This window comes from Pseudomonas sp. PA-4-8C (genome assembly GCF_021606625.1).
Taxonomy (GTDB): Bacteria; Pseudomonadota; Gammaproteobacteria; order Pseudomonadales; family Pseudomonadaceae; genus Aquipseudomonas; species Aquipseudomonas lactis.
Map to the genome: position 1 here is coordinate 18,654 of NZ_WKCD01000029.1, position 20,836 is coordinate 39,489.

16 protein-coding genes are annotated in these 20,836 nt (G+C 62.5%); 7 read left to right on the forward strand and 9 right to left on the reverse strand.

Features of this window, described 5'->3' with window-relative positions:
- The first annotated feature begins 8 nt into the window (after nt 1-8).
- The 4 genes from GIW04_RS07860 to GIW04_RS07875 are packed head-to-tail and all read left to right on the forward strand — an operon-like array spanning nt 9 to nt 2,795.
- Nucleotides 9-890, forward strand: coding sequence for a type II secretion system F family protein (locus GIW04_RS07860; RefSeq protein WP_120247975.1), 882 nt, complete (start codon nt 9-11; stop codon nt 888-890).
- A gap of 1 nt (nt 891) precedes the next feature.
- Nucleotides 892-1,779 carry a type II secretion system F family protein gene (locus GIW04_RS07865; RefSeq protein ID WP_003188224.1) on the forward strand — a complete coding sequence of 296 codons (888 nt, stop codon included), beginning with the start codon at nt 892-894 and terminating at the stop codon, nt 1,777-1,779.
- 10 nt (nt 1,780-1,789) lie between these two features.
- On the forward strand, nt 1,790-2,515 hold the full coding sequence (locus tag GIW04_RS07870) for a tetratricopeptide repeat protein (protein ID WP_120247974.1): 726 nt from the start codon (nt 1,790-1,792) through the stop codon (nt 2,513-2,515).
- A 10-nt stretch (nt 2,516-2,525) separates the two neighbouring features.
- Entirely contained in the window at nt 2,526-2,795 is a 270-nt protein-coding gene (locus tag GIW04_RS07875) for a DUF3613 domain-containing protein (RefSeq protein WP_003188221.1), read from the forward strand.
- A gap of 119 nt (nt 2,796-2,914) precedes the next feature.
- Here GIW04_RS07875 and GIW04_RS07880 read toward each other — a convergent pair whose 3' ends face one another.
- Both GIW04_RS07880 and GIW04_RS07885 read right to left on the reverse strand, forming a co-directional pair.
- Nucleotides 2,915-3,700, reverse strand: a complete 786-nt coding sequence (locus GIW04_RS07880; protein ID WP_003188220.1) for a response regulator transcription factor — start codon at nt 3,698-3,700, stop codon at nt 2,915-2,917.
- 71 nt (nt 3,701-3,771) lie between these two features.
- The gene (locus tag GIW04_RS07885; RefSeq protein ID WP_120247973.1) at nt 3,772-4,275 is read right to left on the reverse strand and encodes a prepilin peptidase; all 504 of its coding nucleotides are present in this window, start codon (nt 4,273-4,275) and stop codon (nt 3,772-3,774) included.
- A gap of 71 nt (nt 4,276-4,346) precedes the next feature.
- On the opposite strand from GIW04_RS07885, the gene GIW04_RS07890 reads away from it, so the two are divergent.
- On the forward strand, nt 4,347-4,784 hold the full coding sequence (locus tag GIW04_RS07890) for a TadE/TadG family type IV pilus assembly protein (RefSeq protein WP_003188217.1): 438 nt from the start codon (nt 4,347-4,349) through the stop codon (nt 4,782-4,784).
- A complete protein-coding gene (locus GIW04_RS07895) occupies nt 4,781-7,522 on the forward strand; it encodes a PAS domain-containing sensor histidine kinase (RefSeq protein ID WP_120247972.1) in 2,742 nt (913 codons plus the stop codon). Before GIW04_RS07890 ends, GIW04_RS07895 begins: the two co-directional genes overlap by 4 nt.
- A gap of 480 nt (nt 7,523-8,002) precedes the next feature.
- Here GIW04_RS07895 and GIW04_RS07900 read toward each other — a convergent pair whose 3' ends face one another.
- The 6 genes from GIW04_RS07900 to pbpC form a co-directional block, all read right to left on the reverse strand.
- Nucleotides 8,003-9,946, reverse strand: coding sequence for a pilus assembly protein TadG-related protein (locus GIW04_RS07900; protein ID WP_120247971.1), 1,944 nt, complete (start codon nt 9,944-9,946; stop codon nt 8,003-8,005).
- 223 nt (nt 9,947-10,169) lie between these two features.
- Nucleotides 10,170-10,727, reverse strand: a complete 558-nt coding sequence (locus tag GIW04_RS07905) for a DUF4136 domain-containing protein (protein WP_003188214.1) — start codon at nt 10,725-10,727, stop codon at nt 10,170-10,172.
- A gap of 43 nt (nt 10,728-10,770) precedes the next feature.
- Nucleotides 10,771-11,373, reverse strand: a complete 603-nt coding sequence (locus tag GIW04_RS07910; RefSeq protein ID WP_003188213.1) for a DUF4136 domain-containing protein — start codon at nt 11,371-11,373, stop codon at nt 10,771-10,773.
- A gap of 22 nt (nt 11,374-11,395) precedes the next feature.
- Nucleotides 11,396-12,145 carry a methyltransferase gene (locus GIW04_RS07915; RefSeq protein WP_003188212.1) on the reverse strand — a complete coding sequence of 250 codons (750 nt, stop codon included), beginning with the start codon at nt 12,143-12,145 and terminating at the stop codon, nt 11,396-11,398.
- On the reverse strand, nt 12,138-12,446 hold the full coding sequence (locus tag GIW04_RS07920; protein WP_003188211.1) for a MazG-like family protein: 309 nt from the start codon (nt 12,444-12,446) through the stop codon (nt 12,138-12,140). The genes GIW04_RS07915 and GIW04_RS07920 overlap by 8 nt, the downstream gene beginning before the upstream one ends.
- 124 nt (nt 12,447-12,570) lie before the next feature.
- Nucleotides 12,571-14,883, reverse strand: a complete 2,313-nt coding sequence (gene pbpC / locus GIW04_RS07925; protein WP_082628735.1) for a peptidoglycan glycosyltransferase PbpC — start codon at nt 14,881-14,883, stop codon at nt 12,571-12,573.
- 224 nt (nt 14,884-15,107) lie between these two features.
- Here pbpC and GIW04_RS07930 point away from each other — a divergent pair, with 224 nt between their 5' ends.
- Entirely contained in the window at nt 15,108-15,401 is a 294-nt protein-coding gene (locus GIW04_RS07930; RefSeq protein WP_003188208.1) for a hypothetical protein, read from the forward strand.
- Between the two features lie 135 nt (nt 15,402-15,536).
- Here the strand turns inward: GIW04_RS07930 and GIW04_RS07935 are convergent, their stop codons facing one another.
- Nucleotides 15,537-20,432 (reverse strand): alpha-2-macroglobulin family protein, encoded by a 4,896-nt coding sequence (locus GIW04_RS07935; RefSeq protein ID WP_120247970.1) that lies wholly within the window; start codon nt 20,430-20,432, stop codon nt 15,537-15,539.
- Between the last annotated feature and the right edge of the window lie 404 nt (nt 20,433-20,836).

The following is a 20,836-nucleotide window of genomic DNA, read 5'->3' on the forward strand; positions in this document are numbered from 1 at the left end:
GAGGCCTCATGACCGGACTTGTCTTGCTGCTCATTTGCGTCCTGCTGATCAGCCTGTCCGTCTGGCTGTTCCAGCGAGGGCTGCGCCAGGCCGGTACCGATCGGGTGTTGGAGCGCCTCTCCGATGGCCAGCCGGTAGCCCAGGAGCCGAACGGCAGCTGGGTCGCGCTGGAGCGCATGTTCCAGCGCGCCGGCCTGGGCAAGCCCACCGATCGCCTGGGGTTGTGGCTGAGTAGCTGGGCGGTGGGCATGTTGCTGGGTTACTTGCTGGCCGGCGGGCTGGGCCTGTTGGTGATGCTGATCATGCCGCCGCTGCTGCTGCGTGTGTTTATCGCCTGGCGCTACCAACGGCGAGTGCAGCGCATGATCGAACAATTACCCCAACTACTGGACCACAGCGTGCGCAGCCTCAAGTCCGGGCGCACCCTGGCAGACGCCGTGCTGGGTGCGATCGACAGCACCGAAGCGCCGCTCAAACAGGCCATGAGCCGCATCCAGCGTAACGTGCAAATGGGCGTGAGCCTGCCGGAGTCGGTCAGCGACTTTGCCGAGTTTTACGAGCGCGATGAGTTCCGCCTGTTTGCCCTGGGCCTGAAGGTCAACCACCGCTACGGCGGCAACGCCAGCGAGCTGCTGGAAAACCTGATCAAGATGATCCGCGAGCGCGAACAGGGTGCACGCCAACTCAAGGCCATGACCGGCGAAACGCGCATGACCGCGTACGTCTTGGCAGGCTTGCCCATCGCCATGGTCGGCTACTTTTTGATGGTCAACCCGGGCTACCTGATGAGCATGTGGAATGACGGAACCGGGCGCTACCTGCTGCTGGCCGCGGCGGCGCTCGACATCACGGGCACCTTCGTCATGTGGCGCATGTTGCGGAGTATTTGAGATGGCCATCCTGATCTGCATCCTGTTGTCGCTCGCCGCCGTCGCCTTGATCGTCGGCAACCTGCTGGAGCAACGGCGCCGTCAACGCCTGGTCAGCCAACGCCTGCAAGGCCAACTGACCCGCGAGGACAAACTCGGCAGCCTGATGCGCCAATTGGGCGCCAGCGCCGTGGCCCAGCGCTCGGTCAGCCTGGACAACGAAACCCAGACCCTGCTCAACCGCGTCGGCTGGCGCAAAGCCAACCAGCGCTCCATGTTCGCCGCCTTCCAGATCGGCGTGCCCATCGTGCTGCTGGGCTTGACCCTGCTCGGCCAGCAACTGCTGTTTCCTCACGCCGGCTCGCCCTGGATTGCCCCGGCAATTGCCCTGGGCATCGGTTACCTGCTGCCCAAGCGCATCCTGGCCCTCAGCGCGAAATACCGCCAGGAGCGTATCGCGCGGGAAATTTCCACGTTCATTCCGTTACTGCGCATCCTGTTCGAATCCGGCATGGCAGTTGAACAATCGCTGCGGGTGTTGAGCACCGAAGCCCAGCGCTTGCTCCCCGACCTGACCCATGAACTGCGCCTGATCCTGGTAAGGGTCGACTCCGGCCTGGAGCTGTCCGAAGAGTTGGGCAAGACCGCACGCCTGCTGGCCGTGGATGAATTCACCGACACCTGCATCATCCTTCAGCAGTTGATCCACCAGGGCGGCGGCGCGATGAAATCCTTGCTGGCCCTCAAGCAGTTGCTCGACGACCGCCGCCTGACCCGCCTGCAGGAATACATCTCGAAGATGTCCGCGAAGATGTCCGTGGTGATGATGGTGTTTCTGTTTCCCGCCTTGCTGATCGTGCTTGGGGGGCCGGCGATGATCGCCATCTCCCGAGCCTTGAATAACTTTTGAGGAGCCTGCCATGAAACCACTGATCGTCGCCTTGAGCCTGCTGATGCTGGGCGGTTGTGCCAGCAATGGCCAGGTTCCGTGGGCCGGGTTGCTGGCACCGGGCAGTTGCCCCAAGCCCAGCGCCGACCAGGAGCTGTCGTTGAACCTGGCCGATGACATGGCCAACGAAGGCAAACTGCACGCCAGCCTCGCCAACCTGCAGAACCTGCCCAGCGCCCTGCCCCAGGTTCGTCAACGCCAAGCCCGCGCCTATCGCTTGCTGGGCCGCCCAGACGCCGAGCCGTTGTACCGCAGCCTGCTGGGCACTTGCCTGGCCGCCGACGGTGAGCACGGCCTGGGGCAACTGGCGTCGGCCAGGGGCGACAACGGCCAGGCCATGGCTCACCTGCAGCGTGCGGCACGGCTGGCGCCCACCGACGAAAAAATCCGCAATGACCTGGGCGTGGTCTACCTCGACCAACGGCGCCTGGAAGACGCACGCTTTGAATTCATGACCGCCATCGAGCTCAAGCAGAGCGATCAACTGGCGGCGGTGAACCTGGTGACTTTGCTGATCTACCAAGACAACTGGGAGCAAGCCGCGAAAGTGGTCGGCCAACTCGGCTTGAGCCCCGATCAGGTGACCCAGGCCCAGGCGCGGGCGCAACACCTCAAGGACGCTGGCACGGCACCGCAGCGTCCAGTCAAGGATCAGGTAGCGGCGGTCAGCGACACGCTGCCGGCCTCTGTGAAATAGGGAGTCAATGATGAAATTCCACCACCTCGCCGGCCTTGCCTGCCTGGCCCTGCCCCTCCTCGCTTCGGCCATCGAAGCGGGGCCGTCTTCACCCCGGCAGGCAGAAACGGAAAACTGGATGGCGCTGCAACTGAGCGGGCGCGCCGCCTCGGCCAATCCGCAAAAAACCACGCCGGCAGAACGCGAGCAGGCGCTCAAGCGCTGGCTGGACAGCAACAAGCACCCGATTCCGGAGTTTTTTGATCAGAAAGTAGGCGGCACTGCGCAGGGCAGCAAATAACCCCTCCCTGTAGGAGCGAGCTTGCTCGCGAAAAACGTCAACGATAACGCGTGCATCCTGGGTAACCGCGTTGTCTAGGTGTTTTTTGCGAGCAAGCTCGCTCCTACAGTAGGGCGGTGCTAGTGCGCCGTCACCCGCTGGCGCATCGCCGAGTTGTTCGGTGACAACGCCAGCGCCAACTGCGTGCGGTTGTGCATATGGGTCAGGCGCAATACCTGGGACACATACAGCTTGACCGTGTTCTCGGTGATCCCCAGCTCACAGGCAATCTGATAGTTGGTCTGCCCCTTGCCCACCAGGCGGGCCACATCCAATTGGCGCGGTGACAGTTGATTGAAGATCGCCGGGATCTCCACCGGCCCGGCTTCATCGGCCGATGGGTCCCCGTCATGGTCCTGGGGCGTCGGGTTGCGGCGCACCTTGTCCAAGTCCATATACAAGTCGTTGATGGATTCGGACAGGTACTGCAACTTCTGGTTGAGCGTGCCCAACTGCAGGTCTTTCTGCCGCTCCTCCAATGCCGCTTCCTGGCGCTTGAGGCCCTCGAGCAATTCATCGAGGTTGATCGGCTTCTGGTAGTAATCGGCGATACCTGCACGCAGGGCCTTGATCACATCCTGCTTGTCAGCGCGACCGGTAAGCATGATCGCTTCGAACGCGCGATGCTTGCCGGCGATCCGTTGCAGCGCCTGCACCAGCTCGATGCCGTCCATGTCCGGCATATGCAGGTCACACAGCACTAAACCGATCTGAAGGTCTTCCTTGAAACGCTGGACAGCTTGCTCACTGGACTCACACGGGACACAACGGTACCCGCTGCTTTCAAGAAATTCACAGAGCTCCTCTACGATTAAGGGTTGATCGTCGACTACGAGCACTTTTACTGCGGACGTAAGCTTGTTCACGCGCTACTCCATGCCTGGCAAGCCAAATGATGACCTATCCTTTCTGACGAAAATTCCTACACAACTCCTGATTAAACGTAGACGTACTTTCCGACTATGTACATAGCATTAATCAACTCGCGCGACTGATGGATCCAAAACCAGCTGCCGGCAAAACCTGTCAAAACGAAGGGCGCAAAAGGCTGTTTTGTTGACGCGGGCCCTGCCCGCTTAACGCGGTTTGAGCTAAGCCCTTGATGCATAAGTGTCCAGGCCACCATAGCGATGCCCGCACCGATCAGCGACCCCAGCAGGTACTCGATATTGGAGGCCAGCCCCAGGGCGGCGAGCAACTTCACATCCCCTGCGCCAAAGCGGCCCAACGCATAGCCCGGCAAGGTCAGCACCAGCGCCAAAGCCAGGGCCAGGCCGCCCTCGCTGCGGGGCGCGCCCAGCCACGTCGACCCCGCCCACAGCAGGTAGATCAACGCCAACAGCCCGACGCCCAGGGTCAGCGTATTGGCAATTTGGCGCTGGCGAATATCCTGCACGGCACATACGCCCAACCACAGCACAATCACTAGCATCTGGATCACGTAAAAAACATCCCTTTTGGCTGAATGATTCTATGCTGATATCAAGTACTCGCCTCAGGGTAGACGCAGTCATGAAATCGAGCCTCCCGAGAAAGCAAAAAGGTGCTGCGGCGATCGAGTTTGCCTTGGTCTTCGTGATTTTCTTTGCGGTGTTCTACGGCATGCTCAGCTACAGCTTGCCGCTGCTGTTGATGCAGTCATTTCACCAAGCGGCCGCCGAAGGGGTACGCCGCAGTGTGTCCCTGGACCCCAGCACCGCCGGCTATTCGGCCCTGGTTGTGCAACGCGCCAAGGATGCAGCCCAGGCCCAGTTGAACTGGATCCCCGGCTCATTGAAGTTCTTGCCCGGCTATATCACCGCCACCTACACCAATAATTTGCTGACGGTGAAGATCACCTACCCCTCGGCCAATATCAAAGCGGTCTTGCCGGCCCTGGTGTTGCCTGGGGTGGGTACCGTACCCAACCTGCCCACCAACCTCACCGCCACCTCGAGCCTTCAGTTTTGACGACAGGGGATAAATTGTTCGCACGCCTGCGCGGGCTTACCAGCGCCCTGGCTCTGGACGCGCCAACGACGCCCGCGCCGGGCCTGCAAGTGCAACTGGACAACCTGGGCCGGGTGCTGAGCATCACGGGCGCCTTGAGGCCTTTGCTTGCCCAGCATCTTGCCAACGTGCCCAACCCACCCTTGCAGGCCTTGCTGTGTGCCGACAGCGCGCTGAGTGTCGAGGGCACACCGCAGGAGTGGCAACGACACGGCCTGGATCTGGACTTCCAGGGCGCCGCCGGCCAGGTCCTGCATACCCGCGGCTGGATCGAGCCAGAGGGCGACGCCTGGGCCCTGCACCTGCTGGACATTACTGACCTGCTGGCTGACCGGGCACGGGTGCAGCAACGCGAACAGAACCACCAACTCGCCGCCCTGATGAGCGAACAGCTGCGCGTGTGCAGCCTCAACCGCTTGCCTCAGGTGTTCAGCGAACACCTGCGCAGCGTGGCCCAGCGCTGGCGCATCCCCTGCGTCGCCATGGCACTGCTCGACGAAGATGACCAGGGCTGGCGCATCTACAGCCAATACACCGCCCACGACGCCCCGGCCTTATGGCAAACCGGGCAGCACCTGGGCACCAGCCTGGACAGCATCAACGGCAACACGCCACTGAGCCTGGACGTTGCCCAGGGCCGCAGCGACAACCCGCGCTTGCACAGTGTATTTGGCAATGCCGACGGTTTCCTGGTGCCGTACCGCGACAGCCATGGCGCCGCCGCGTGGCTGCTGTGTGGTTTCTATAACGGCCAGGCATACCACACCGGCGAGCGTGACTGGCTGAACCTGTGCGCAGCACTCGCCGCGCCGCTGCTGGGCCGCCTGCGCGAACAGCGTCACCACCAGCAACTGGAACGGGTAGAAGCCCTGCAAGGCCTGCTCGGCACTGGCTGGTGGGAACTGTTGCCCGCTACCCAGGAGATCCAGCTGGCGCCGCAACTATTGCGCAACCTGAGCCTGGACGAAGGCCCCACCCGCCAGCCCCTCGGCACTTGGCTCGAACTCATCCACCCCGCCGACCGCCAGGCCCTCGACAGCCGCCTGCAAGACCTGCAAGCCCTGGGCAAGCCACTGCTGACCAGCGTGCGCCTGCAACGCACCGAGTCTGAGCAGTCGCCCCTGTGGTACCGCATACAAGGCCAAGTGCTGGGCGCCGGCAATGAACGACGCTGGATCGGCTTCATGCTCGACATCAGCGACATCCAGAACCAGCAACTGCAAGCCGCCGCCGCCCATGCGCGCCTGGACAACCTGATCGCCAGCTCACCGGCCGTCATCTATGTGCAGCGCTACGTCAACGGCGCGCTGCACCCGGCGTTTTTCAGCGCCAGCCTGTTGCCGCTGTTGGGCTGGACCTTGGCCGATTGCAACCACGACACCCTGGCAGCGCTGATCCACCCCGACGACCGCGAGTGCTACTTCGAACGCACCCGCCAACTGCTGCGCGAAGGCAACGTGCGCAGCCGCTACCGCCTGCGCGACAAACAAGGCAACTACCATTGGCTGCTCGACGAAGCCAAGCTGCTGCGCGACGACCTCGGCCTGCCGGTGGAAGCCGTAGGCCTGTGGCTGGACGTCACCGAGGCGACCCTGGCCGCCGAGCAGGTGCGCCAGAGCGAGGAGCGCTACCGCATCCTGGTGGAAGACTCACCCGCGATGATCTGCCGCTACCGCCCCGACCTGATCCTCACCTTCGGCAACACGCCGCTGGCCAATTACCTGGAATGCCGGCCCGAACAATTGCCAGGCATCAACCTGGGCCAGTGGCTGTCGGATGAACAACGCGCCGCCTTTGTGCAGCGCATCCAGCAACTGACCCCGGAATTCCCGGTGAGCACCGCGGAAATCAGCCTGCAACTGCCGGGGCGCGAACATGCCTGGTGGGTGTGGTCGGACCGCGGCGTCTTCGATGAACAAGGCGCCCTGATCGAAGTGCAAGCCGTGGGCCGCGACAACACCGAAGTGCGCCGCTCCCAGCAACAACTGACCCAAAGCGCAAAAATGGCCACCCTCGGCGAAATGGCCACCGGCCTGGCCCATGAGATCAACCAGCCGCTGAACGTGATGCGCATGGCCATCGCCAATGTGCTCAAGCGCCTGGGCAATGGCGATGTGCAAATTGACTACCTCACGGAAAAACTGCAACGCATCGACGCCCAGGTACAACGCGCCGCACGAGTGGTCGACCACATGCGCGTCTTCGGCCGCCGCTCGGAAATCGAGCAGCAACCCTTCGACCCCGCGCAGGCACTGGAGGGCACCCTCTCCCTGCTCAGCGAAGGCCTGCGCGGCAAAGGCGTGGACGTGCGCATCAGCCCTACCGACTTCTCGGTACAGGTCAAAGGCTATGTCGACCAACTAGAACAAGTACTGATCAACCTGATGGTCAACGCCCGCGACGCCCTGCTCAGCCAACGAGAAAAAGACCCTGCCCTGCGCCCCTGGATTGCCCTGCACAGCGAGCACGACAGCCAGCATGTGCGTATCTGGGTCGAAGACAACGCCGGCGGGATAGACACGCGCTTGCTGGAGCGGATTTTCGAGCCGTTCTTTACCACCAAGCCGATAGGCGTAGGTACCGGGCTGGGCCTCTCGGTGAGCTATGGGATTGTGGAAAACATGGGCGGACGCCTGAGCGTTACCAACAGCGAGGCCGGCGCGAAATTCTGCATCGAACTCCCCATCGCGCAGAACTAATTCAACGCTAACCACGATGCGAAGCGAGCTGCTCTTGATCTGCTCTTGATCTGCTTTTGATCTTGATCTTAAGCGCCCCGTCAAACCACGCTGGCCGGAATTCGCCAGGGATTTGGGGGGCAAACCGGCAGGGATGCCGGTTTAGCCGCCCCGCGCCATGGATGGCGCGTGGCGGCGGCCCCCCAAATCACTGGCGGATTACGGGCACACCGAGCCTGGGCGAGGTGCCGAGTGGTGGGGCAAGAGCGTTTTGCTTACTTTGCCGCTTTTGCAAAGTGAGCCGCCGTCAGGGCGGAACCCTAAGTGGCCGTTACCTAAATAATGGATATGTACCCGGTCCAACTGTGTTGACTGCCAGGCCGCCTTCGCGAGCAAGCCCGCTCCCACAGTTGGATCTTAGGGTGTCAGCTAGAGAAGTGTCGGCTGGCGGGCCGCCATCGCAGGCAAGCCAGCTCCCACATTTGGAACTCGAAAGGTCAGCTAAATCACCAGATAAGCCCGACCCATATGGCAAGTAAGGTTGGCACCGACTTCGGCATTGCCCAGGTTGATGCCCAAGGCACTCAGCAAGGTATTAACGATGGGGTCGAGAATCGGCGACAACACATTCTGGATCAGCCCCACCACCGCCGTAGTGATAGTCGCCAACAACCCGGCGACCCCAGCCAACGCACCATTGGAGACAGTGCCGCTAGGCGGTGCGTAAGTCACCTGCAAGCCATTAAGCGTCGACACCAGGCTGCCGACGATATTGGCCGTGCCCGACGCAAACTTGTAGGTGGGCGGCGCATTCATCTCGGCCACCGGCGCAAACACCATCGTGCTGCTTTGCCCGGCAATGGTGGAGTTGGCTTTCAACAGCAAACCGCCCCCCACATTCGGTGTACGGTTGGGACTGCACAGCAGCGTTAGAACGACACAGTAGCGCTCGCCAAAATCAATCAACCTCACCGGCTGCACATTGACTGCAGCCGAGGAAGAAAAAGCCGCCACCGGATCCACCGTACCGACCGCCAGGGTCGCCAGGGACGTGGTGGTTTTCACCGTCAAGGATTTAGAGGCCGGCGAGTCGCAATTGAAATCCGTGACATTGGTTTGCGCACTGCCGGCTTCAATGTAAATGGCCAGCGACGTCGTGACATCGACGTCAGCCACATTGCAGGCCACCAGGCACAACACCCCGCCAACCACCGCCGGCAGGTTGAGGTTCAACAACCCTTTGACCACCTGGGACACCGGCGTGCCCAAGCCCGTCAGTATGGACGCCACGCCAGAGACCGCCTTGATGATCGGCGCCTGCACGGTCACCAACGTGCGCACTTGCGCGGTGCGTACAAAAATCTGTTCGGTTGGCGGGGTATTCTGCAAGCCCTTCTTGGCCAATACAGGATTGCCAATCGCCGACAGCTGCGGCGGTTCGATGACCTTGGTCTGGATCGACACATTGCCCACCAACGGAATCGCGACCTGCGCCGCCGCACTCACCGCATTCTTACTACTGGACAACTGCGCCACCGCTTCCAGCAGTTGAAACAACTGCACGTTGCTGTTCAGCGCCGCCGTCGGCGTGCCTGTGGCGATGTCGATCAGGTCGCCCACGGTCAACAGCTTGCTGTTCGGCGCAATGGCTTGAATCGAAATCACATCATTGATGACCGCCGTGGCCGCCGCGCCGTTTTTCTGCAAGACCTTCACCGCAGCGTCAATCAGTTGAGTCGCGGAGACTGCGGTACTGAGCAAGGCATCGTAGTCACCGGCCTTCACGTTCAGGTTGATCGCCAGTTGGTCCAGGTAACTGAGCAGGTTGACGTTGGTCTGCAGCAAGCCGTTCCAACCCGCCGCCGTGAGCGACAGGTTGCCGCCGAGCAGGTTGCCGATGACCAGGTTGAGCAGTGGGGATTTGCCTGAATCGACGCTGGCCAGACTGCTGCGGATCGACAGCTGCGCCACGGGCGGCGGTGTCGCCGCGACGGCCGTGGCGCTCAAGTTGATTTGCGGGGTGATCGGCGCGCCGCTGAACAGGTTCCACAGGCCATTGGCGATGCTGGTCAGGACGGTGCGCGAGGCCACCACGCGGATCGCGTCGCTCTTGGTGGCATCGGCGCTAAATACGCGGGTGTTGAGGGCATTGGTCGCCAGGGTGCCGCACGTCACCGCCAGGGTGTTGCCATTACCGACCACAAAACCGTTGCGCGCGGCATTTTGCGTGGCATAGGCGTTGGCGGTGGTGTTGGTACCGCACTGGCCGCCCAGACCGGCCGCTTCCAACGCCGAAGTATCGGCGACGGACTGCAACTTGCGCTTTTCCAAATACAAGCGCCCGCTATCGACCGCCAGCAACGTGAACACCAGGGCCAAGGCCAAGGTGCCTGCCGCCATCAAGCCAATTGCACCACGCTGCCTGGAGCTGAATCGGGGAGACATCGAAGCACTCCTGCGCTAACTCTCCGTTGCACTGGAGTGTAGACAAGGCTTCGGCAGGTTGCTGGCAACTCGCCACATTGGCGACTGGCGGAGATGCCCTGATACGCCCTGATACCGTAGGAGCGAGCTTGCTCGCGAAAAACTCACAGGCGCCGCGTTTACTCAGGAAGCACGCGTTATCGTTGACGTTTTTCGCGAGCAAGCTCGCTCCTACAGGGAGAGATCAGCGCGGCGGGTAGTTGGAAAGGATCTTGGTTACGGTGCTGCGGATGGCCTTGTTACGGTCCTCGGGGTTGGGCGTGCTGGCCATCATTTGTTCGTCGCTGCCGCGCCACACCAGCTTGCCGTCCTTGCCGTCGAGCAGGTCGAGCTGGATGGTCGCCACTTTGTAGGTGATGTTGCGCGTTTCGTTGTACATCGGCGCGCCCCAGTAACCATTCCACGGGCCGCCCCAGGCACCGCCATAGTTGGTGGTGACTTGCTGCTGGCGGTCTTCGACGATCAGGTAGGCCTGTACATTCAAGTCAGCCTTGGTGCCCGCCGCCGCAGGACGCAAACCGCGTTGATCCAGCTGTTCGCCCACGGCCTGGCGGATGCGTTGCTCGGTGAGGTCGCTCTTGATCCGCGGGTCATCGGGACGGTACTGCAACGCCGGGTCTTTCCAGGCCCAATTGCGGTAAGCGCCGAAGTCTCGGCTGGCGTCGAAATCATGGTTGACCTGGTTGCTCTGGCAACCGCCCAGCAACATGACAACAGCAAGTGCAGCGATGCGACGAAGCATGGTGTTCTCCAAAAACAACGTGGGCCTGTAATGAGAATAGCTGCTAACTGGGCGGATAGGCAGCCATTGCCTTCTGCATCGCCTTGCGCAAGCTATCGGCACGTTCGCTCAGGCTGCCCTGGCTGGTGGTTTCGGCGCTGGTGCTCCACACCGGCTGGCGGGTGCGCGCATCGAACAGGCTGATACGCGCCACGGCCACTGTCACTTCATAGGTACGCACCACCGGCACGCTGTTGTACATGCCATAGCCGTTGCCATAACGGTTATAGCCGCCGTATCCGTAACCATAATCGTCCTGGACCTGGCGCAGGCGTTTTTCCAGGCGTACATCGGCGCTCACCAGCAGGTCGGGCGCGCGCTTGTCATGCAAGGGGCGCAAGCCGCGCTGGTCGAGAGCGCCGCTGACCGCCTCGGCAATCTGCGCCGAATCGGCCCAGGCCGTGCCCGCCGGCAACTGGCCGTTGAGCCAGCCCCAACTGCGGTAGGCGCCGTAGTCGCGTACCGGCGCAGGGTAGGCGCTGGCATCAAAGGTGGTGGCCGCCTGGGCGGGCGCCGGCGGCATCGGCGCCGAACTGGCCACGTAAGGGTTGGGGCTCGAGCACGCCCCAAGGCCTAGAGACAACAGAATTAAACCGAGACGACGCATGTCGACCTCCCACGCTGGCCGCTTAAACCGGGCGGCAGATCCAGTGCAAATATCGCCCAAGCCCGGCAAAGCTTGGGTGACGACGGTGAGCGAGTTCCATCTCCAACAAGTCCTGCAGGTTGGCGCGCGCCTGGAATTCCACCGGCATATAGTCGTGGAACACCCGTACGCCACTTTGGCTTTCGACCTGCCACAACCCTTCAAGTTGCGCCGCCAATTCCCGTGGGTCCAGGGGTTGTTGCGGCGTCAGGCTCTGCTTTTCGCCGGCCATGTCGTTCTTGCGCATTTTGCGAAAGTGGCCTTTGAGCAGGTTGCGATAGATCAACGCATCACGGTTGTAGAACGCCAGGGACAACCAGCCACCCGGCAGCGTCAGTTGGTGCAGCACTGGCAGGATGGCGTGGGGCTCGGCCAACCACTCCAGCACGGCATGGCACAGCACCAGATCGTAAGGCTCGGTGAGCTGGCCGAGCAAGTCCTGCCACGGTGCATGAATAAAGGTCGCGCTTTGGCCCGCGTCAGCGAAGCGCTGGCGCGCACCTTCAAGCATCGGCGCGGCGGGTTCGGCCAGGGTCACCTCGTGGCCCTGCTCGGCCAGCCACAGCGACATATGCCCCAGGCCAGCACCGATATCCAGCACGCGCAATGGGCGTTGCGGCAAGGCTTCTACCAGGTCGGCCTGGAGCACCGCCAAGCGAATCGCGCCCTTGGCGCCGCCGTAGATCTTTTCGGCAAAGCGCGTGGCCAACTGGTCGAAATGACGATCACTCATGGGCAAACCGCCGTTCGCTATCGGCCAGTTTGGCGCGCACCACTTCGTTCATATCCAGGCCCAGCTCACTGCACAGCAACAGCAGGTACAGAACGATATCACCGACCTCCTGGCCCGCATGGGCGAGTTTATCGGCGGGCAGTTGGCGGGATTGGTCTTCGGTGAGCCATTGGAAGATTTCCACCAGCTCGGCCATTTCCACGCTGGCAGCCATGGCCAGGTTTTTCGGGCTGTGAAACTGCTTCCAGTCATTGGTATCGCGGATGCGGTGCAGGCGTTCGGTGAGGTGTTCGAGGTTCATGCGGGGGCTCCTGAATGGGTATAGCTTACCCGATCATTCCCACGCTTCGCGTCGCCTGCGTGGATGTCGGGACGCGGAGCGTCCCAGGCGGCGTTCCCACGCAGAGCGTGGGAACGATCAGCGATCAGTCGACAACGCTGAATTCGAGCCTGGCGGTTTGACCGGCTTCATCCAATACACTGAGCTGATAGCGGCCCAGCCGTTCAAAACTGGCATTGATGCTGTCCTGATTGGCGCTGTCGCCCAACGGCGCGCCGTTGAGAAACCACCAACGCCGACCACTGCCGCCCAGAGCGGAGATTTTCAGGCGCAAGGCTTGTTGACTGGCAGCGGGCAGACGCAATTGATCGCCCTCGCGTACCCCCACGATGGACAACGGCGATGACGCGGCCAGCGCCGGTGGCGGGCAGTCCGGGTCAGCCGCCGGGATACGTGCTTCACGGCGTTCAATTCTTGGCAACCAGGGCTCCAACGGCGCCGGCCACAGGGCGATGTTTTGGGGGGTTGCGCCAGGGCAACGGGCATCGACCCGCAAGCCTTTGGCGTTAACCCAGATACTTTCCATCAAGCCCACGCTCAAGGGTTGATCCAATGCCTGCAAGGTCGGCGGCGTGGTGTTGTCCAGGGTCCAGGCAAAACGCTGGCGGCGGCAGTTGGGGTCGCTGCGGTTCATGGGCTGGCCCAGCGGCCAACAGATCGCCGCCACGCCGATATTGGCCGGCACCGGTTTGACCGGCGCACTGATGCCGCGCTGGCTGTCGCGGTTGGTCAGCACGTCATGCACCTGCAACATCAACGGCGCTGCCGACGCCAGGCCGAACTGCCCCGGTACCGGCGTGCCATCGGGCCGGCCGATCCAGACGCCGATCAGATAACGCGGGCCCACGCCAATCGCCCAGGCATCACGGAAGCCATAGCTGGTACCGGTTTTCCACGCCAGCACCGGGCGTTGGACAAGCTCGGCACGCGGGTCGCGGTCGGGCCGCGCCTGGCCGCTGAGGATGCGCCGCACAATCCATGCGGCGCCGGGCGACAGCAACGGCCGCTCCCTGAGCGTATCGTCCGGCTGTAACCGCAGGGTGGCGCTCTTGCCATCGCGGGCCAGGGCGCTGTAGCCGCTCACCAGATCTTCCAGGCGACTGCCCGCGCCGCCGAGGATCAGCGCCAGGTTCGGCTCGGCCAACGCCGGCAACGCCAACGGCATGCCACCGATGCGCATCTGTGCGGCAAAGCGCTTGGGCCCGTAGGCTTCCAGCAATTGCACCGCCGGCAGGTTCAACGAGCTGGACAACGCCGTGCTCGCCGGCACCGCCCCGGTAAAGCCCATGGAAAAGTTGCCTGGGCGGTAATCGCCATAACGTCGAGGCACGTCCTGTAACAGCGATTCGGAGTGGATCAGGCCGTCATCCAACGCCATGCCGTAGAGAAAAGGTTTCAAGGTGGAACCGGGCGAGCGCAGCGCGCTGATCATGTCCACATGGCCAAAGCGCTTGGTGTCGTTGATATCCACCGACCCCAGGTAGGCACGTACCGCCATGCTTTCTTCTTCCACCACCAGGATGGCCGCCGAGGTGTGCTCCGGCAGGCGCGCGCGCCAGCCCAGCAGCAGGTCTTCGAGACGACGTTGCAGAGTGGCATCCAGGGTGGTGCGGATCAGCGGCGGGCTGTCGGGGCGGTTCAGGCGGCGTGCCAGCAAGGGCGCCAGGCTTGGCTCCAGACGTGGGGCGAGCAACAGGGGCTCTTCCAGCGCTTCATCAACCGCCGATTGCGGCCATACCTGAAACTCGGCCAAGCGGCGCAGCACTTTGTCGCGGGCCTCCTGGGCGCGCTGCGGATGACGGTCCGGGCGCAAACGGCTCGGCGCCTGCGGCAACACCGCGAGCAAAGCGGCTTCGGCGTGGGTCAGCTGTGACGGCGACTTGCCCAGGTAGGCCCAACTCGCCGCCGCCACGCCCTGCAGCGTGCCGCCGAAAGGCGCGCGGTTCAGGTACAGGTTGAGGATTTCGTCCTTGGACAGGTGCCACTCCAACTGCGCGGTACGCCACAGCTGGCGTAACTTGCCGTGCAGGGTGCGTGAGTGCGGGTCGAGCAGGCGCGCCACTTGCATCGACAAGGTGCTGCCGCCGGAGACCACGCGCGCGCCGCTCAGGTTTTGCCAGGTCGCACGCACCAGCGCCAACGGGTTTACGCCGGGGTGCTGGTAGAACCAACGGTCTTCATAGGTGAGCAGCGCGTCGAGGTAATAAGGCGAAACTTCGCTAGTGTGTACCGGATAGCGCCATACGCCATTGGCATCGGCAAATCGCCACAGGGGTGTGCCATCTTCGGCCAGCACCACCCGGGCCAGGTCGTCCTGGGGCAGGGGTAAGGGCCAGATGCGATCGGCGCCCCACAGCAGCAGTATTACCAACGCCACACAACCCAACGCCCAGCGCAATAACTGTGGGAGCGGGCTTGCTCGCGAACGCGGTGGGTCAGTTGGCAGAGATGTCACCGGCACGCCGCCTTCGCGAGCAAGCCCGCTCCCACATTGGACTGAGTACATCCGCAGGTGATTAAACTAAAACTCAAACGGGCAAACCTCTATGCTTGCAGGGAACTCGCCTGCGTTATCGACAACCAAAGGCACAGTTACGCCCACCTTCTCATCAGGACACGCACATGCAGGTAGAAAGCTTTTTCGAATGGTTGGGCCAGGCGCTCGGTTCCGTCATCCGCTTTATCGTCGACGGCCTCAGCGGTTTGTTCGGGGCCTTGACCCACGCCGGCGGCAACTTTATCGACGGTTTGTCACGCACCTTGGGCATGGACACGTCGATCATCAGCATCATCACCCTGATCGTCGGCCTGCTGTTCCTTTACTCGGCGGTACGCGCCTTTATGCGGGCCTCGATTATCGTCGGGATCATCTGGCTGATGCTGGGGCTGTGGTTGCTGAGCTGGGTCGTACACTGACATTACAACCACTCGATTCTCCTCTGTAGGAGCGAGCTTGCTCGCGAAAAACTCACAGACGCCGCGTTAATCCAGGAAACCCGCGTTATCGTTGACGTTTTTTTTTCGCGAGCAAGCTCGCTCCTACAGTGGCTTTCAGCGGCCCTTGATCACCATATCCACTGGCGTCTCACCCACTGCCTGCCAGTTCGGCCGATACATCGACTCCACCTGCGGCGGCGGCACGCGGTAAGTTCCCGGTGTCACCGCACGCGCCAGGTACAGCAAGTGCGTGGTGCCATAGCCATCCAGATTCATCGCTGCCACGTAGCGATCGTCCCTGAACTCCTGGTGCTTGAGCGAGGCATTCTGCATCGACTCACGCCACTCTTTCACTTGGCTGCTGGCGTTCTCAAGGCTCGCCGCGCTTTGGGCCAGGTTCTGGTTTTCCAGTTCCAGGCCGGCAGGCAACAGGTCAACCACCAGAGCATCCGGTACGCGTTGCTTGGCGCTGACCGCCAAGTGCACCAGTACCAGATCACCGCTGTTGAGGTTACGCAGGTTCAACGGCTGGCCGTTCATGCCCAGGTATTCGCGGCGGATACTCAGGTTGTTGCCACCGGCCGCTGGCGGCACTTGTGGATAACCCGAAACCGTCAATTGTTGGTACACCGGCGCTTCACCCTGATTGCTCAAGGCCAGGTCGCTGGAGAGCAGTGCGCCGTCCAATTGCAACGTCGATTGCTGGTTGTTCAACTCACGCACACCGCCGCTGCCGGTGAGCGACACTTGCCAGTTCGTTTCCGGCTTGGCGAACCCGAGGCGCCCGGCCAGGAACAGCGAATTACGCTCCTGGGTAGACAGGTACGGGCTGGCCGCCAATTGGTCAGACAGGGTGAACAAACGCTCCTCGCGCTGGCCCTTGGCCAAGTCGTTCTCCTCCAGCAATGCCAGAATCATCGCCTGGTCGCGCAACGGGCTGCCGTAGTCGGCCAGCCACTCATTGGCATTGCGCTGCGCCGCCAAGCCGGCCACCAACGCCTGATCCGCGCGTGGCTGGTCACCCATTTTCTGCAGGGCAATGGCCAACTGCACCAGCGGCAAGCCGGAGCGTGCATCGCTGCGCCGTTCGAACAGACTGCGCAACGCACCCAACGGCGCCTGCTGACTGCGCGCCAACACCATGCCGGCATACGCCTGCACGGCAAACCGGGTGTGTTCAGCGTTGTCGCTGTAATCCACCTCGATCAGGTTACGTTCCTGCACATACCGCAACAGGCGCTCGCTGGCCTTCTTCAAGGCTTCAGGCGGGACGGCAAAACCCTGGTCGCGGGCGCGCAGCAGGAAGTCAGTGACATAGGCAGTCAGCCAATATTCTTCCTCGCCATCGGCGCCCCACAAACCGAAGCTGCCGTTGTAGCGCTGCATGCCTAACAGGCGCTCGATGCCCAACTCGATCTTGCGCTTGCGCTCGGCATCCGGCTCGCCCTTGATGCTCAGGCGCTTGAGCAGCGCGTCGTCGGCGTACAGCGATGGGTACAAGCCACTGGCGGTTTGCTCCAGGCAACCGTAGGGGTACGCCTTGAGTGCACTGATCTGCGCGCCCAGGTTCAACGGCGGCCGGCTCGACAGGCTCAACAACGCCTCACGTCCCGATGCATCGAATTGATCCAGTGCACCCGACGGCAAGCTCCACGGCTGATCCTTGAGCACGGCACGGTAATGCTTGAGCAAGGCCGGGTACGCCGGGCGTACGCCCAAGGTCCATTCGCGGCTGAACGGCGGCAGGTTTTCACCCGGCAAGTCCAGGCCGTTGACGGTGACCGTGACCTTGCCCTGGCCGAGCCCGCCCCAGGCTTGTACCGGAATACGCAACGTGGTGCGCTGGCCTTGCTTGAGTTCAACCGACTGCGCGCCGCTGTTGACCAACTGCAACTGACCTTGCGCGGTCAATTGCACATCGAGCTTCTGGGCCTTGCCCGACAGGTTGGAGAGGTCCAGGGCCAAGGTGGTCTGGTCGCCTCCCGCCAGAAAGCGCGGTGCCGACAATTCGGCAATCAGCGGGGCAGCAATCACGGTCTTGCCTTCGGCCATACCGTAGCGATCCTCGCTCCAGGCTTGGGCCATCAGGCGCAGTTCGCCGTTGAAGTCGGGGATATTGACGCTGACTTCGCCCTCGCCTTTCTCGTTCAAGGTCACCGGGGCGCTTTGCAGGGCGACGATGGTTACGCTGGTGTCCGGACGCTTGCCGCCTTTGGCCAACGCCGCGTCGCCACCAAATGCCAGGCTGGCCAGACGGCCCTGGCCGGCTTCGATCAGTTGCCCATAGATGTCGAACTGGTCGACCCCATAGGCTTTGCGGCCGAACAGGCTGGCGTAGGGATCGGGCGTTGGGTATTCGGTGATATTGAGGATGCCCACGTCCACCGCCGCCAGCAGTACGTGCACCTGTTGAGGCACACTGCCATCGGCGTTTTTGGCGGCGATCTTCACCGTCAGTGGTTGTTTGGGGCGCATTTTTTCTGGCGCGGTGAGGGTCAGGCCGAGTTTGCGCTGGGTGCGATCCAGTGGCAGGTGCAGCAAGCCCACGGCGCGTTTAGGCGTGATGTTGGCTTTGCGCTCGCCGGGGCGAATGACCAGGGCGCTCACATACAGATCATGGCGCGACCATTTCGGGTCGAGCTTCACCGCAAAGCTTTTGCCTTCGGCCGGCACGTCGATTTCCTGCCACCACAGCGGCCCTTCGGCAGACTCCACCAACAGGTAGCCTTTACCGGCAGCCGGTGGCGTGACGGTGACGTTGGCGGTGTCGCCATCGCCATAGGCGGGTTTGTCCAAGGCTAGCTTGACCTGGTCGGGGCGCACGGCGCCGCCTTCGGTGTTGTCCTGGGCCTGGTAGCCGGCCCAGAAACGCAGGCTGCTGACCAGCCCGGTGTGCGGGTCTTCAACCTCCACACGGTAAGGGCCCCACTCCACCTGGAAGCTGACCTTGGCGGTGTCGCCCGCCTTGATGTTCAGGCTCTGCTCATCGAGGTTGAGGAATTTCTCGTTGAAGTGGTAGCTCCAGCCGTCATTCTCCGAGTAGTTCCAGTAGTAGTCGCGGCGCTCACGCACCAGGCGCACCTTGAGGTCTTGTGCGGCCAGTTTCTGACCGTCCTGGTTGGCCACCAGCACTTCGAATTCCACCGGGCCATCGCCGTTGGTTTCCTTGCCGTCAAACAGCCCGCGCAGGCCCGGCAATTGCTCGGCCGGCCAGATCGGCTGCACCAGGCGCCGGGTGATCGGCCGCCCGCCGGACTCCTGCAGGCTGGCTTGCACGATCAATTGCAGCGGCGACTTGGCCTCGGCCCACTTGCTTTCCAGGGTCAGCGCTTGCTCGCCATTGGCGTCGAGTACGCTTTCGTCCAGTTCGAAATCCTGGCTCAACTCTTCTTCGGTGACGGAACCGAACTGGTAGCCCGGCAGGGATTTGACCGCCTCACGCAGCGGGCGCACATACACCTGGCCACTGACGCGGTTACCGGATGCGGGCGCGCCGTAGAGGTAACGGCCGTTGACCTGGATGACCGGGTTATCCGCCGGGCTCAACGCCGTGTCACTGCCCTTGAGTTCCAGCGCCAGGCGCTCGGGCAGGAAGTCTTCGACGAGGAATTCATAGAGTTGCGGTTTGCCGTCACCGAGGTCGAACACCAACTGCCAACGCCCGGTCGGCGCTTCGCCAGCCAGTTGCAACGGGTATTGATACAGGCCCGACGCGTCGGCCTCCCACACGAACTTGCGACTTACCTGTTCATCCGGGCGCCGCACTTCGACGCTCACTGGCTGAGGCTTCACCGCCTTGCCATCCTTGTCACGCAACAGTGCGTTGAGCAACACAGTTTCGCCGGGGCGATACAGGTCACGTGGGCCGAACACAAAAAATTGCAATGGGTGGGACGGTTGCCCGCCGATATCGAACTCGGCCAGGTCCAGCGCGGCGCTGTCCAGGCGCAGCAGGCTGGTTTGCTCGCCCTGCTTGGCCAGTAACACCTGGGCTTTTTTCGGCAGCGGCAACTCGGCGTGGCCACCGTCTTCGGTCTTGCCCTGGCCGAGCACGCGGCCTTCGGCATCGAGGATTTCCAGTTCGACGCCGTTCAGTGCCTTGCCGCCTTCCAGGGCCTGGGTAAACACATCCAGGCGATTGGCATAGCGGTGCACGGATAGGCCGATATCACTCAAGGTGAACAGGGTGGCCGGTTGCGAATAGTTGTAGGTGCCCGAAGCGCGCATCACCGCCAGGTACACGCCCGGCTGCTGCAACTGCTTGAGGCCGGCAATCGGTAGCAACAGGGTTTCGCGGGTATTGCGCGCCGGGTTCAGGTCGAAACGCCCGCCGTACACCAGTTCGGCCATTGGCAGCAGTTCACGGGACTCATAGCTTTGCAGGCTGGTATTACGCCCCCACTGCGCCAGGAACGACGGCAGGGATTCGGGTTTGATCCGAAAGAATTCCACGTCGACCTTGTCGACATTCAACGCGATCACCGGCAGGCCCTCGGCCAGGCGCGTCGGCAACAGGGTGCCACGGCTGGCGAAGCCGACGGTGGCTTGCAGGTCGCGGGTTTCCAGGCGGGCGCTGTATTCGGCGGCGAGGGTGTTGCCGTTGACTGCCTTCACCCCGGCGTCCACGGTCAGCACCAGCTTGCGCTGCGGCTCAAGGTGGCGCAGGCGCAATTCCATCAGGTTATCGGACAGTTCCCAGGCGCCATCGACCTTGCCGGACTTGCTGTCTACCAAGTGCAGCTTGTCGGCGAATTTCTGATCGGGGTCCAAGGGGATGGAAAAGCTCACCGACAAGGTGCTGGCCCCGTCCAACTGCACCTCGGACACGTCCACCACGCTCAGCTCGCGCCCGGCATAACGCTGCTTGAGCGCCGCCACATCCACCTCGGCTTTCACCGGCTTCGGCGCCGCCGTCACGGTGGGCGCAGGCGGTGCAGCCGGTTTATCGGAAGAATCGCAAGCGCTCAGCAGGGCCAGCGCGCAGGCCAGGAACAGTCCTTTGTTAAGCATGGGGCACTCATAGTCAGAGGGAACCGAGGGGTGAACTATATATCAGCGCCGACCAAGCTGCTGCGGCGCCGGTCACATTGACCGACGCAGGGGCGGTTGGTTCTAGGTGGGCATGAAGCCAAGCCAAATCCCACAACCATTGGCGATCAAGATCAACATGTGGGAGCAACTGGCTTGTCTATCCACACAACTTTGCAGCCTGTAGCACCCGACGGTAACCACGATGCGAAGCGAGCCGCTCTTGATCTGCTCTTGATCTGCTTTTGATCTTGATCTTAAGCGCCCCGTCAAACCACGCTGGCCGGAATTCGACAGGGATTTGGGGGGTAAACCGGCAGGGATGCCGGTTTAGCCGCCCCGCGCCATGGATGGCGCGTGGCGGCGGCCCCCCAAATCACTGGCGG

Excerpts from the sequence above, each read along its gene's own strand:
- GIW04_RS07920 (WP_003188211.1), bottom strand. The coding sequence starts at position 12,446 with ATGAACCTCGAACACCTCACCGAACGCCTGCACCGCATCCGCGATACC.
- GIW04_RS07870 (WP_120247974.1), top strand. The coding sequence starts at position 1,790 with ATGAAACCACTGATCGTCGCCTTGAGCCTGCTGATGCTGGGCGGTTGT.
- GIW04_RS07900 (WP_120247971.1), bottom strand. The coding sequence starts at position 9,946 with ATGTCTCCCCGATTCAGCTCCAGGCAGCGTGGTGCAATTGGCTTGATG.
- GIW04_RS07910 (WP_003188213.1), bottom strand. The coding sequence starts at position 11,373 with ATGCGTCGTCTCGGTTTAATTCTGTTGTCTCTAGGCCTTGGGGCGTGC.
- GIW04_RS07905 (WP_003188214.1), bottom strand. The coding sequence starts at position 10,727 with ATGCTTCGTCGCATCGCTGCACTTGCTGTTGTCATGTTGCTGGGCGGT.
- GIW04_RS07915 (WP_003188212.1), bottom strand. The coding sequence starts at position 12,145 with ATGAGTGATCGTCATTTCGACCAGTTGGCCACGCGCTTTGCCGAAAAG.
- GIW04_RS07865 (WP_003188224.1), top strand. The coding sequence starts at position 892 with ATGGCCATCCTGATCTGCATCCTGTTGTCGCTCGCCGCCGTCGCCTTG.
- GIW04_RS07860 (WP_120247975.1), top strand. The coding sequence starts at position 9 with ATGACCGGACTTGTCTTGCTGCTCATTTGCGTCCTGCTGATCAGCCTG.
- GIW04_RS07930 (WP_003188208.1), top strand. The coding sequence starts at position 15,108 with ATGCAGGTAGAAAGCTTTTTCGAATGGTTGGGCCAGGCGCTCGGTTCC.
- GIW04_RS07935 (WP_120247970.1), bottom strand. The coding sequence starts at position 20,432 with ATGCTTAACAAAGGACTGTTCCTGGCCTGCGCGCTGGCCCTGCTGAGC.
- GIW04_RS07890 (WP_003188217.1), top strand. The coding sequence starts at position 4,347 with ATGAAATCGAGCCTCCCGAGAAAGCAAAAAGGTGCTGCGGCGATCGAG.
- GIW04_RS07875 (WP_003188221.1), top strand. The coding sequence starts at position 2,526 with ATGAAATTCCACCACCTCGCCGGCCTTGCCTGCCTGGCCCTGCCCCTC.